The organism is Streptomyces sp. NPDC007095 (genome assembly GCF_040634475.1).
Classification (GTDB): Bacteria; Actinomycetota; Actinomycetes; order Streptomycetales; family Streptomycetaceae; genus Streptomyces.
Map to the genome: position 1 here is coordinate 1 of NZ_JBEYFS010000101.1, position 12,384 is coordinate 12,384.

The 12,384-nt window shown below is 70.7% G+C and carries 11 protein-coding genes and 1 pseudogene; 6 read left to right on the forward strand and 6 right to left on the reverse strand.

The features are described 5' to 3' along the window. Positions 1–108: 108 nt before the first annotated feature. Positions 109–504 (reverse strand): helix-turn-helix transcriptional regulator, encoded by a 396-nt coding sequence (locus tag ABZ656_RS30120; protein ID WP_067362236.1) that lies wholly within the window; start codon positions 502–504, stop codon positions 109–111. A 227-nt stretch (positions 505–731) separates the two neighbouring features. On the opposite strand from ABZ656_RS30120, the gene ABZ656_RS30125 reads away from it, so the two are divergent. The 4 genes from ABZ656_RS30125 to ABZ656_RS30140 all read left to right on the forward strand — a co-directional run bounded on the left by ABZ656_RS30125 (position 732) and on the right by ABZ656_RS30140 (position 4,032). Beyond that, on the forward strand, positions 732–950 hold the full coding sequence (locus ABZ656_RS30125; protein ID WP_067362861.1) for a hypothetical protein: 219 nt from the start codon (positions 732–734) through the stop codon (positions 948–950). A gap of 108 nt (positions 951–1,058) precedes the next feature. Continuing rightward, positions 1,059–1,277, forward strand: a complete 219-nt coding sequence (locus ABZ656_RS30130) for a hypothetical protein (protein WP_101401837.1) — start codon at positions 1,059–1,061, stop codon at positions 1,275–1,277. 78 nt (positions 1,278–1,355) lie between these two features. Continuing rightward, positions 1,356–3,269 carry a hypothetical protein gene (locus ABZ656_RS30135; RefSeq protein WP_360271744.1) on the forward strand — a complete coding sequence of 638 codons (1,914 nt, stop codon included), beginning with the start codon at positions 1,356–1,358 and terminating at the stop codon, positions 3,267–3,269. 130 nt (positions 3,270–3,399) lie between these two features. Further along, a complete protein-coding gene (locus ABZ656_RS30140; RefSeq protein WP_101401835.1) occupies positions 3,400–4,032 on the forward strand; it encodes a hypothetical protein in 633 nt (210 codons plus the stop codon). 68 nt (positions 4,033–4,100) lie between these two features. Here ABZ656_RS30140 and ABZ656_RS30145 read toward each other — a convergent pair whose 3' ends face one another. From ABZ656_RS30145 to ABZ656_RS30160, 4 genes are all read right to left on the reverse strand, one after another. Further along, positions 4,101–4,829, reverse strand: coding sequence for a class I SAM-dependent methyltransferase (locus ABZ656_RS30145; protein WP_101401834.1), 729 nt, complete (start codon positions 4,827–4,829; stop codon positions 4,101–4,103). 141 nt (positions 4,830–4,970) lie between these two features. Next, positions 4,971–7,463, reverse strand: a complete 2,493-nt coding sequence (locus ABZ656_RS30150) for a SpoIIE family protein phosphatase (RefSeq protein WP_360271749.1) — start codon at positions 7,461–7,463, stop codon at positions 4,971–4,973. Positions 7,464–7,622: 159 nt separating this feature from the next. Next, on the reverse strand, positions 7,623–10,007 hold the full coding sequence (locus ABZ656_RS30155; RefSeq protein WP_360271752.1) for an MFS transporter: 2,385 nt from the start codon (positions 10,005–10,007) through the stop codon (positions 7,623–7,625). 184 nt (positions 10,008–10,191) lie between these two features. Further along, entirely contained in the window at positions 10,192–10,635 is a 444-nt protein-coding gene (locus tag ABZ656_RS30160) for an SRPBCC family protein (RefSeq protein ID WP_101401831.1), read from the reverse strand. A gap of 206 nt (positions 10,636–10,841) precedes the next feature. On the opposite strand from ABZ656_RS30160, the pseudogene ABZ656_RS30165 reads away from it, so the two are divergent. Both ABZ656_RS30165 and ABZ656_RS30170 read left to right on the forward strand, forming a co-directional pair. Further along, positions 10,842–11,072 (forward strand): annotated as a pseudogene (locus tag ABZ656_RS30165) (radical SAM protein); the annotation flags it as partial. A gap of 35 nt (positions 11,073–11,107) precedes the next feature. Further along, on the forward strand, positions 11,108–11,314 hold the full coding sequence (locus ABZ656_RS30170) for a hypothetical protein (protein ID WP_101401830.1): 207 nt from the start codon (positions 11,108–11,110) through the stop codon (positions 11,312–11,314). A gap of 521 nt (positions 11,315–11,835) precedes the next feature. On the opposite strand, the gene ABZ656_RS30175 is transcribed toward ABZ656_RS30170, so the two are convergent. After that, a complete protein-coding gene (locus ABZ656_RS30175) occupies positions 11,836–12,222 on the reverse strand; it encodes a hypothetical protein (RefSeq protein ID WP_101401828.1) in 387 nt (128 codons plus the stop codon). Between the last annotated feature and the right edge of the window lie 162 nt (positions 12,223–12,384).

Below are 12,384 nucleotides of genomic sequence, written 5' to 3' on the forward strand. Positions count from 1 at the left end.
GCACCGGCCGAAAGCCCAAGTACGTCCAGTACGAGGACTTCCGGCCGGCACGCCGAGAGCACGCACCGGACGCCGCTCCTTGACGGGCAAACGTTACCTGCCGCGGCACTAGCCGCGTCGCGCATCGCGGCCCAGCAAGGATTCGACCAGGGCGGCGACATGGCGGCGGTCGTCTGCCGAGAGTTGCTGGACGCTGGCGATGAGCAGGTCGACCTCGGGGTCGGCGGGTGCGCCGGGCGCACCTTCGGCGGGCGGGGCGTCGGCCGCGTAGACATGGATGCCACACGCCTCCGCGGCGGCCCGCCGCACGGTGTCCAACGACAGTCCAAGCCCCTTGGACAGCCCCTCCAGCGTGCTGGGCTGGGGCATGCGCACCACCCGCTCGGCCGTGGCCAAGTGGTGGACGGTGGAGCGCGGAATGCCGCCCCGACGTGCCACCTCGCCGTAGGACCAGCCTTCGCGGTCGAGGCGATCTCTGATGATCTGCTGCAGTGCGTTGGCCACCGATGGTCACTTCCTGCTCGCCGCCGGGCGGAACTCTTCCAAGCGGGATCGATTCTACGGGGGGCTTCGCTCCGGCCCCAGAAGTCTTTCCCCGAACCGCTTGCGCGGCGAGCTCCAGGGCCACTACTGTCCAATCTCGTTGGACAGCACGTCCGACCAGATTGGACAGAGTTTGGGGGGAACCAGCCTCTGTCCGATCGGAAATGCCCATCCCTGAGGGGGAATTGATCATGATGGACAACCGTGAACTCGACACCGAGACCGCCGAGCTGCTGCCGGGCCGCGAGGCCCTCGGTCGGCTGAAGTTCAGCTTCGGCAAGACCGTCAACGTGACCAAGCACGTCGCCAACATCGACGCGTCCAACCAGTCGGCCGCTCTGAACGACCACTCCAGCTGGTCGGACGCGTCGTCGGGCGCCTCGCAGGCCATCAACGTCCACCAGTAATCGGCACCGGAGGCTCGCCCGCCTCCGCATCACGGGATGCTCGCCCGCATCCGCCGCTGCGCCATCACCACACCCGCATCAACGAACCACGTCCCGAAAGGACATCCCATGAGCATGGACATGAACGAGCTGCAGTCCGAGTCCGCCGAGCTGCTCCCCGGCCGCGAGGCCCTCGGCCGCCTGAAGTTCAGCTTCGGCAAGACCGTCAACGTGACCAAGCACGTCGCCAACATCAGCGCCCACAACGAGTCGGCCGCCCTGAACGACCACTCCAGCTGGTCGGTGGCCGAGTCCAGCGCCAACCAGGCGATCAACGTCACGCAGTAACACCCGCCGCGCACAACGGCAGTTCGGCGGACCGCGCCCGGGGGCGGGCGCGGTCCGCCATTGGGGGGAAGGACCAAAATGACGGCACTGGGGGACGGGCCCGCGTTGCTGTACGACACCGGGTCGCCGGTGCCGGGACCGGGGGGAATCCCGGTCACCTACGAGCAGTTCGCCACGGGAAGCCTGCCGGTAGTCGGCGCCGGCGTCGAGGCGCTGCCGGTGCCTCGGCTGAGCTCCGGGCTCAAGCTGCACGGGGAGTACCAGGGTTCGGGCTTCACCGAGCCGAAGTACATCGCGCGCCGCGGAGACGGCCAGGTCGTGCAGCTGTCACGGCTGCTGTACCTGGTCGCCTCCGCGATCGACGGCGTGAACGACATCGAGACCATCTCGCACCGGGTCAGCGCCCGCTACGGCCGCGAGCTCAGCGCCGACAACGTGCGTTTCCTGGTCGAGGAGAAACTCGACCCGCTCGGCGTCACCGTGCCGGAGGGCATGGAGGAGGACGAGGTCTCCGTACCGCGCTCCGACCTGCTCCTCGCCCTCAAGGGGCACCGGATCATCTTCAACGAGCGCAGGGCGGGCCGGATCGCCCGCTCGCTGGCCTGGCTGCACCGCCCCACGGTGGTCGTGCTGATGCTCGCCGCGGCCGTGGCCATGGACGTCTGGCTGTTCGGCTTCTTCGGCGCGGTGGAACCCGTGCTCCAGGTCCTCGACCAGCCGGTCCTGATGCTCGTCGTGTTCGCGCTCACCGTGGCCTCGCTGGTCTTCCACGAGTTCGGCCACGCCTCGGCGTGCAGATACGGGGGCGCACGGCCGGGCTGCATCGGCTGCGGGCTCTTCCTCATCTGGCCGTCCATGTACACCGACGTGACGGACATCTACCGGATCGGCCGGGCCGGACGGCTCCGTACCGACCTGGGCGGGGTGTACTTCAACGTCGTCTTCATGCTCGGGATGGCGGGCGCGTACTTCGCCACCGGGCAGCAGTTCTTCCTGGCCACGGTCTATCTCGGGCACTTCGAGATCCTGGAGCAGCTGATGCCGGCCGTCCGGCTCGACGGCTACTACATCCTCGGCGACCTGGCCGGCGTCCCGGACCTCTACGGCAAGATCAAACCGATTCTGCTCAGCACGGTGCCGGGCCGGCGCGGCAAGGCGGCGCGCGCCGAGGTCGTCGGGCTCAAGAAGTCGTCCCGGACCATCATCACCACCTGGGTCCTCACCATGGTGCCGCTGCTGATCGGCGAGCTCGGGTACGCGCTGTGGAACCTGCCGCGGATCGTCGCGACGATGGTTCGCTCGCTCACCGACCAGGTCGTGGGAACCGGGGACGCCTTCGCGGGCGGTCAGATCGCCGCGGCCCTGATGGGCGTGATCGGCTGCTTCATGCTGCTGTGCCCGATGGCCGGCGTGGTCTATCTGTCGCTCAAAATGGGCGGCCGGGTCTTCCGCGCCGCGAAGCGGTCGACGGCGGACAAGCCCGGGCTGCGGGTGGCGCTGTGCGCGCTGGCACTGCTGGGCCTCGGCTCGCTGAGCTACGCGTGGGTGTCCGGTGTGACACCCGAGCCGCTGCCGAAGCGTCCACCGATCGCGCCGATCCTCCAGCCCGGCGTGTCCACGGCCGAGCCGCCCGCCCGGCCCGCGACCGCGCCCCGGCCGCACACGTCCCCGTCCGACACCTCGGCGGCCCTGCCGTCCGGCGCCGCGTCCTCCGGCTCCACGGCCGCCACCGCGCCGAGCGCGTCGGCCTCGCCCAGCGCGGACGCCAGCGCGTCCACGTCACCCGGCGCCTCCCCGTCCAACAAGCCGACCACACCGGCCGGCGGTCCGGGCACGACGGGTTCCGTCTCGGCCGGTCCGCCCGCGGGTCCGTCCGAGCCGCCCGGCCCGTCGCCGTCCGTCTCGTCGTCCGCACCGGCGCCCTCGACGGATCCGCCGACGCCGACCGAATCCGTCAGCGCGACCGGCGCACCGAGCCCGGCCACCCCGTGACCGCCCTCGGCGATCACCGCCCGGTGGCCGTCGTCCCGCCGAACCACGACCGCAGGAGACCCATGTGAGTACCCATCCGAACACGCACCGCAAGCCTCGCCCAGTCGGCCGGAGCCTCTCCCGACGAGCCATGCGCGTAGGCCTGTTCGCGGCCGGCGCGGCCGGTATCGCCGCCGCGGTCCCGGCCCAGGCCGCCACCGCGGCGGCGGGCACGGTCGCCCGCCACGCCGTCGCGGAGGACCACACCTTCAGTCACGCCGACCGGGCGCATCCGACCCAGGTCAAGGACTCCTTCACCGTGCGGCAGCTCGGCACGGCGAAGGCGGTGGGTGTACGCAACCAGGCAGGCGCGATCTCCGTCGGCTGCTCGGTCGACGCGCACTGCCGGTCGGTCGCGCTGTCCTTCCAGATCGTCACGCTGGCGGGCCAGAACACCCACCTGAACGCGGTGAACCTCAGCGACGCGACCAACGAGCACTGCGACGGCTGCCAAACCCTCGCCGGCGCCTACCAGTTCGTGGTGGCCACCGCCCGTCCGTTCACCCTGGACGCCACCGCGCAGCACAAGCTCGCCGACATCCACCGCAGGCTGGACGACCTGACCCGGTCCGACATCCCGGCCGCCGACCTCAAGACGAAGGCCGACTCGCTGGCCGCGGAGGTCACCGCCGTCCTGCACGACGCGGTGGCTGGCGCACCGAAGGCCCCGGACGCGCCCGCCGTCGCGGTCCACCGTCACCTGGACGGCTGGCCCGGCCACTGACCCAACGGCCACCATGAAGGGGTACGGCGTCACCGACCGGCAGGTGACGCCGTACCCGTGTGCCCGGCTCAGCCGGCCGTGCGCCCGGCCACCAGCCACTTCGACGGCAGCTCGATCCGCGCGCCGTCGGGCGTGAACTCGGTTGTCACGAGTGGCAGTTCACCGCTCGCGAGGACGGTCAGGCCCGCCGCACGGAGGTAGTCGGGGACCGCGTCGTCGGACACCTCGCCGGGCGCGATGCCGTGCCGGAAGATGGGGGCCAGCTTGGCCGGTGGTCCGTCAGAGCTCCGGGCCAGGCCCATCAGGACCGGCCGGGCGGCTTCGGAGAGTTCGACGAGAAAGGCCCGGCCGCGCTCCCCCACCAGGGTGGCGAGGGCGTCCACCAGCGGCTGGCGGTCGTCCGGCTCGCACTGGTGGAGCACGCCCCGCATGTAGACGTTAGCGTCGCCCAGCTCCGCGTGCAGGGTCTGCGCCTCGGTCTTCTCGGCCGCGTCGAGCCGCCGGTACGTCGCCTGGCCCGCCGGATCGGCGAGGCGGGCGTGTTCGAGCGCGGCGTCCGCGAGGTCGGCGCCGACCACATGCCGGAAGCGGTCGGCCAGGAAGCGGGTCTGGGTGCCGTTGCCGCAGCCCAGGTCCACGACCGGCAGATCGTGAGCCGACAGGTACGGCTCGAAGAGGGCGAGGTGGACACCCGCGGTCAGTGCGGGGTCCGCGTCCCAGAAGACGGCTCCCTGCTCGTCGGGGGCCTCGCGCCAGAAGCCCTCCCAGGCCTCCCTGTACCGATGTGTCACGCTCATGCCCGCTCCCCAGGTCGCCGCCGCGGCCCGCCGAGGATGGCGGGCGGGATCGGTCTATCGCGCCGGGCGTGCGTCGACAAGCATGCGGCGCATTCCTGCACGGTTCATTTCGATCCGTGTACGCCGGTACGCGCCCCCGGGTCAGCGCCTCGGCAGGGTCAGCTCGAACCACACGGTCTTGCCGGCGCTGGTGCGGCTCGTGCCCCACTCGCGGGCCAGCGTGCTGACGATACGCAGACCGCGGCCGAACTCGTCGCCGGGGCTCGCGCTGAGCAGCGTCGGCAGGGTGTGGTCGTCGTCGGCCACCTCGCACAGCAGGGTGTCGCCACGCACGAGCCGCAGTTCGATCCGGCGGCTGTGCGTGTGCCGTACGGCGTTGGCCACCAGCTCGCCGACCATCGACTCGGCCGGGTCGGCCAGCCGGGCCAGGCCCCAGTCGTGGAGCTGCTCGCGGACCACGGTGCGGGCCCGGCCGGCCTCGACCGGGTCGAGCGAGAGCCGCCACTCGGCGACGTCCTCGGGTTCGATGCCGTTGAGCCTGGCCATCAGCAGCGCCACGTCGTCCTTGCGGCCGCCACAGGTGTTGAGGGCGCGGATGATCGTGTCGCAGGCGCCGTCCATGGACGCGGCCGGGTGGGCGGCGGACTCGCAGAGCGTGGCGAGGCCGACACCGATGTCCTCGCCGCGCACCTCGACCAGGCCGTCGGTGCACATCACGAGCCGGTCGCCGGGCGCCACCGGCACGCGTACCGCCTCGAAGGGCACGCCGCCGACCCCGATGGGCGCGCCGGTCGGCAGGTCGAGCAGTTCGCTGTGGCCGTCCTCGGCACGGACCAGGACGGGCGGGATGTGGCCCGCGTTGGCGATGTGCAGCTCGCCGGCGATGGGGTCGTAGACCGCGTACAGACAGGTCGCGAGGTAGTGCTCACCGAGCCGCTGGGCCAGATCGTCGAGACTGCGCAGGAGTTGGGCGGGCGGCAGGTCGAGCGCCGCCATGGTCTGCACCGCCGTACGTAACTGGCCCATCATCGCGGCCGAGTTGAGGCCGTGGCCCATCACGTCGCCGACGACGAGGGCGGTACGGGAGCCGGGCAGTTTCACCGAGTCGAACCAGTCGCCGCCGACGCGTCCCAGCAGAGTGCCGGGCAGATAGCGGGTGGCGATGTCACAGCCGGCCATGCGGGGCGCGATGTGCGGCAGCATGCTGTCCTGGAGGGTCTCGGCGACGCTCTCCTGGTAGGTGTACATGCGCGCGTTGTCGAGGACGAGACCCGCGCGGGCCGCGAGTTCGGCTCCGGTGACCCGGTCCATGTCGTTGAACTCGACGCGCTCCGGGTGGCGCAGCAGGATCATGAACCCGAGCACCACGTTGCGGGCCTTCAGGGGCACGACCAGCATGGAGCGGTTGGTGATGAGCGGCCTGATGTCGCGCTTCTCGAACTGCGCGGCGATCATGTGCCCCATCTGCTCGCTGATGCGCGGCACGAGGACGGGTTCACCGGTGGTCATGCACTGGAAGAACGGTGTGTGCGCGGGGAACGGCATGGCCTCGCCGACCGGCACGACGTCGTCCCAGCGGCCCGGCTCGTCGGTGTGCTCGACAGCGACGCGGTGCCACATGGTGGTCGTGTCGGGCACACCGTCGGGGAAACCCTCACCGGCGACGACCTGTTCGCGCAGATAGGTGCCCGCCACGTCCGTGAAACGCGGCACCACGGCCCGGCTGACCTCGAGGATCGTCTGCGCGAGGTCGAGCGAGGTACCTATGCGCCCGCTGACCTCGTTGAGGAACTCCAGGCGCTCGCGGACTGCGACGTACTCGAGGTCCTCGCCCTCCTCGTCCTGGAGCTCCTGCGGCGGGAGCTCGCCGGTGGCCGCCGCGCGCTGCGCCCGCTCACGGCGCGCCTTGCGTTCGGCGCGCCGGGGCACACCCCAGTCGGGAGTCACCGGCACCCGGTCGTTCTGACTGAACTCCAGTACGGGGTAGCCCAGTTCGAGTACCTGGGAGACGATGCGGGCGCCCTCGCCCACGCTCATGCTGGGCAGGATCTCGGGCAGTCTGCGGGCCAGTTCCTCGGCGCCGGGGAAGTCGGTGTGCAGCGCGAAGCCGGGCGCGATGCGCTCGATCGCCATCTCTTCGTCCTCGTGGCGCAGCGCGTCGGCGTCGGCGGCGAGCACGAGCAGCCGCTCCGGTCCGGGGCCGACCAGCGGGTACGCCCACCACAGGACGTCCACGCGGTCCCGCTCGGGCACGGTGAGCCGGGCGCGTCCTGCGGCCGGGTAGGAGAACCGTCCGCCGAGGGAGGACTCCAGGCCGGGGCCGAGTCCGTCGTACGCCGCGTACGCCCCGTAGGGCCCGATCTCGTCCTCTTCGGGGAGCGCGCCGGAGACGGGGAGCAGGTCGACGGCGGGGCGGCCCACCGCGTCCTCCTTGGACACGCCGAACTGCCGCCGGGCGCCGGCGCTCCAGTGCGACACCAGTCCGTCGCGGTCGACGACCACCACGGCCAGTGGGATGCGCCCGGCTCCGGTCCGCTCCACCACGCCGTCCCCAGCTCCGCGGCTGAGAGGTGCGCCCAGTTCGGTGCCACTCGCGGTGCCACTTTCCGTGCCACTTGCTGTGCCGCTGTCCATGGCCGAGGCCCTTCCTCCCCACGGCTCCGCAAGATCTGTGCCGCCTTCACTACCGTACGGCTGCGGCCCGTCGCGATGTGTGGCAATACGGGAATTGACCTTTCCAGGGGGCGGCTCCGGCGCACCGCCCGCCTCCGCGAAGGTTCCCGCGGCGGCCGTTCAGTCTTCGTGGCCGAGCTGCAGATCCCGCTCCGTGCGCCCCCCACCGGCCACTTGCAGCACGGTGGCCACCGGCGGATAGCCCGCCGCGATGACGGTGTACTCGCCGGAGGACAGGTCGACGAACCGGAACGCCCCGTCCGCACCGGTGGTGAGCGTGTCCACCACGTTGCCCGCGGCGTCCAGGAGCGTCACCCGCGCGTCCTCGACGGGTCGGCCGCCGCCGGCCCGCACGGTGCCGCGCAGCACGGCGCCGCCCGCGAGTTCGACGTCCTGGCGGGTCTCGCGCGAGGCCTGCACGCTGACGGGGAGGGCGGCCGGGCGGAACGCGGGCGCACTGGCGGCGAGGGTGTACTCGCCCGCCACCAGCTCCGTGATGACATAGCCGCCTTCGCGCCCGCTGCGGGTGGTGGCCACGACTTCCCCGTGGACGTTGGTGAGCGTGACGGTGGCGTCGCGCACGGGGGTGCCGTCCGCGGTCAGCACGCTCCCGGCGAGGCGCCCGGCGCCGCCGAGGACGACGTCCAGTTCCACGGGACGCTCGCCGATGGTCACCGAGACGGCCTGCGGCTGGTGACCGCCGGCCGCGGCGATCAGGACGTACGACCCCGATCCGGGCGTGGACAGCGCGTACCGCCCGTCCTCGCCGCTGGCGCCCCGCCCGATCTGCTGTCCGGCGATGTCGATGAGGGTGAGCGCGGCGCGCGGCACGACGGTCCCGTCGGGGTGCTGCACGGTGCCGCAGACGGGGATCCCGGCGGCGTGGGACGAACGGGCCTGCGGGATCGGGGCGTTCACCCGTGTGGTCTCCGGGTCGGCGATGGGGGCGTTGTGGGACACCAGCGGTTTCTCCTTGAGGAAGCAGGCGATGAGCAGGCCCAGGACGAGCACCGGGACGAGGTAGAGAAAGATCCGCGGCATGGCGTCCGCGTAGGCGCGGATGTAGTCGTCGCGCAGGGCCTCGGGCAGGGTGTGGACGAGCTGCGGGGTGATGGACTCGGGGTCGGGCAGGCCGGTGCGTGGGGGCAGGCGGTCGGCGAGCGCGTCCGAGAGCCGATGGGCGAACAGCGTGCCGAAGACGGCGGCGCCGACGCTGCCGCCGATCTGCCGGAAGTAGTTGTTGGCGCTGGTCGCGGTGCCGAGGTCGGCGGGGCGCACGGAGTTCTGCACGGCGAGGACCAGCACCGGCATCACCATGCCGATGCCCGCGCCGAGGATGGCCATCCAGATGCTGTACTGCAGGCGGGGCGTGTCGACTTCGAGGCGGGACAGCAGCCACATGCCGAGGACCGACAGGGCGCTGCCGAGGACCGGATAGATCTTGTAGCGGCCGGTACGGCTGATGAGCTGCCCGCAGACGATGGAGGCGCCGACGATGCCGCCCATCATGGGGAGCATGAGGAGTCCGGACTCGGTGGCGCTGGCCCCGTCGACCATCTGCAAGAAGGTCGGCAGATAGCTGGCCGCTCCGAAGAGGGCGACGCCGATGACGAGCCCCACCAGGGCGGTGATGTTGAAGACGCCGTCCTTGAACAGCCTCGGCGGGATGAGGGGTTCGGTGGCGAAGCGCTCGGCGACGAAGAAGAGGACGGTCGCGACGAGCGCGCCCGCGCCGAGCCCCATGATGACCCGTGAGCCCCAGGCGTACTCGGTGCCGCCCCAGCTGGTCAGCAGGACCAGGCAGGTCGACGCGGCGGCCAGCAGCAGCACACCGAGTACGTCGACGCGTCCGCGCGCGGGGGGCCTGGGCAGCTTCAGCACGACGGTGACGACGGCCAGGGTGAGCAGGCCGAAGGGCACGTTGATGTAGAAGCACCAGCGCCAGGAGAGGTGGTCGGTGAAATAGCCGCCCAGGAGGGGCCCGGCGACCGAGGCGAGGCCGAAGGCTGCGCCGATCAGGCCCATGAAGCGGCCGCGCTCGCGGGGCGGCACGATGTCCGCGATGATCGCCTGCACGCCGATCATGAGGCCGCCCGCACCGACCCCCTGGATCGCGCGGAAGGCGATCAGCTGGTCCATGCTCTGGGCTCGTCCCGAGCACGCCGAACCGGCCACGAAGACGACGATCGCGAACTGGAAGACGCCCTTGCGGCCGAAGAGGTCGCCGAGCTTGCCGTAGACGGGGAGTCCGACGGTGGAGGTGAGCAGATAGGCGGTGATCGCCCAGGACATCCTGCCCAGGCCGTGCAGCTCACCGACGATCTTCGGGAGCGCGGTGGCCACGATCATCTGGTCGAGAGCGGCGAGCAGCAGCGCGAGCATGAGCCCGAAGAAGACCAGCCGCACCTGGCGCGGGCTCGGCCGGGCGGTCCCGGGGGCCGGTGGAGGCGAGTGCCGCGGAGGCGCGGCAGCCGGTTCGTCCTGCACCAGAGTGATCCCGCCCACGTACCGCTCCCCTCGTCGCGCCCACCGCACAATTCCCGCTTATCGCGACAACTGTGAGCAAGCGCGACGAGTTACGGCGTACCGCCGCGTCGCGAGGAGATCCACTCGAACCGGTGAGGATGACAACGCGCCCCGGAGAGTTGCCTCTTGGGCCGTGCGGCCGCCAAAGAGGCGTGCGTCCCGGCTACTTCTGCGTCTCGGCGGCGAGCTTGTCGAGCACCAGGTCGTAGATCCTGCCGAGGCCCTTGGGCGCGAAGGTCTTCTCGAAGAAGCCGCCGATGCCGCCCGCGCCGTCCCAGACGGTGGTGACGACGACGCGGGACTTGCCCTCGCCGGCCGGGGTGACCCGCCAGGTGGTGACCATGGAGGAGTTGCGGTCCTTCTCGACGAGCTCACCGTCGGTGGGCTCGGTCACCTCGAGGAGACAGTCGCGCACGCGCTTGCTGGTGGCCTGGAGCTTCCAGTGGACGAGGGTGCCCTCGCCGTCGCCGCCCTCGCGCACCTCGTACTCGCTGAAGTGCTCGGGCAGCAGCTTCGCGCGCGTGCCGCTGTAGTCGGCCAGGGCGTCGAACACCGCCTCCGCGTCCGCCGCGATGACCCGCTCCGTCGTGGCCTCGACCTGCGCCATTGCACTTCCTCCAGCACTTGGTGACTCGGGGTGTGCGGCAAGCCAACCACCCGGCGGCCCGACCCCCCAAATCGGGGCCCCCAGGGGGCGCGGAACGGGGCCCCGCCGAGGCGCGGAAGGGGCGCTCCGACGTGCGTGGAAAACCGGGTCGCACGATCAAGGGAACATGTGTTCTATTCTGTGGCCAGTGCTACCGAGGAGGCGTCATGCGCTGGGACAACCTCACAGCGGACCCCGCCGGGGACCGCGCCCGGGACGCCGCGCTGTTCGGCGCGGACGCGGTGACCACCCGTACGTTCGACACCCCGGAGTTCCGAGGTATCACGTTCCACGAGATCCGGGCCCGCTCGATCGTGAACCGGGTACCGGGGGCCTCGCGCATGCCCTTCGAGTGGACGGTCAACCCCTATCGGGGCTGCACACACGCGTGCTTGTACTTCACTGCCTGACCCTATTGAGCCCAGGAGGGCCGATGCTCAGCACTCCGAACGCGGACAACGCCTGGAAAGGCATGACGAGGTCCTTCCCGACCCCGGAGGCGCCAGGCCAGCATGCCGCCCCGAGCAAGGCGGAGAGGACGGCTTACACCGTGCTGCTGCACGGACCGGCTGCGCGCTCAGGCGGCGCCGACGCGAGTCAGTGGCTGCTGCTGCGCGACCGCACAGCGAAGCGCCTGTAACCGACGCACCAGCAGCAGCCACACTTCAGGAACGCGTCAGTCACCCAGGACGCCGTCGAGGCAGTCCTGCACCGGCCCGTACAGGCCGCGCGGAACCAGCCTGCGGACAATCGCCCAGCGAGGCCCAGACGACCCCTGTGACTTCCCTGACGCTCACCGGGGCGTTTCCGTGTGTGCGCTCAGGTCAGCGCAGGCCGTCTGTGTCGTCGTGCTCTTCGCCGACTGGGAGTGGCCGACGGTCGTCCCCGGGGTCCTCGCTGTAGGTAACTACGGAGGATGCTTCTCGGAAGTTGAGCCTGAGCTGCTCTTCTGACGGAGCATCAATCGGGTAGGAGGGCCGGTCACCCGGCCCGCCTGCCCGATTGATACGTCGGCGTCTCGCCAAGGACATCTTCGAGTTCCGGTGGTGTCGCACGCTTTTCCGGCTGGGAGTGTCCCCGGAGGAGCTGTGACCTGGGCAGGAACATAGCGAACATGTTCGGGACGTGGGTGCGGACTCGCCGTGGCTCGCCCCCGGCGTCCTAACCGCTGTAGCCGAGGTCTGACCATTCCGTCGCCGTCCATGTGGTCTCACTCGTGGAGTGGTTCACTGAGAGGAGGCGGAAGTGGTGGACGGTGGCGGAGGCGCCGTTGAACTCGCAGAATTGATCTCCCGGTCGGAGGCTGGAGATCGGCATTTCGTTGACGATGCCGTCGACGCCATTGACGCCAGGGCCGGCGCCGTTTGCGCCGTTTACAGCTTGTTCGCAGGCACGCATGCCCACCTTGCCGGTGACCTTCCTCCCACCCCAGGCGATGGTCAGTGTGACACCGTCCGGACAGGAGTGGATATCAAGGTCGTGATGGTCCATCATGCCCCAGCTGTCGTCGTGGTTGTGGACGACAGGGCCTTTGCCGTCGGAGTCCACTACCGAGTGGTAGCAATCCTTTCCTGGTGCCCCTTCCAGGGTGAACCGCGCGTCACGGAACCTAGGTGTCGGCTCGCCGCTTCTGGTTGCCTCTGCAGAAGGGCTTGCTGTCCCTGCTCGGTTGCTCGGCAGGGAGTCAGCGGAGCTGTGCTTACTGGAGGA

Bases quoted from the DNA above. Each gene is read 5' to 3' on its own strand.
- ABZ656_RS30130 (WP_101401837.1), top strand. From the start codon at position 1,059: ATGAGCATGGACATGAACGAGCTGCAGTCCGAGTCCGCCGAGCTGCTC.
- ABZ656_RS30135 (WP_360271744.1), top strand. From the start codon at position 1,356: ATGACGGCACTGGGGGACGGGCCCGCGTTGCTGTACGACACCGGGTCG.
- ABZ656_RS30140 (WP_101401835.1), top strand. From the start codon at position 3,400: ATGCGCGTAGGCCTGTTCGCGGCCGGCGCGGCCGGTATCGCCGCCGCG.
- ABZ656_RS30145 (WP_101401834.1), bottom strand. From the start codon at position 4,829: ATGAGCGTGACACATCGGTACAGGGAGGCCTGGGAGGGCTTCTGGCGC.
- ABZ656_RS30150 (WP_360271749.1), bottom strand. From the start codon at position 7,463: ATGGACAGCGGCACAGCAAGTGGCACGGAAAGTGGCACCGCGAGTGGC.
- ABZ656_RS30160 (WP_101401831.1), bottom strand. From the start codon at position 10,635: ATGGCGCAGGTCGAGGCCACGACGGAGCGGGTCATCGCGGCGGACGCG.
- ABZ656_RS30170 (WP_101401830.1), top strand. From the start codon at position 11,108: ATGCTCAGCACTCCGAACGCGGACAACGCCTGGAAAGGCATGACGAGG.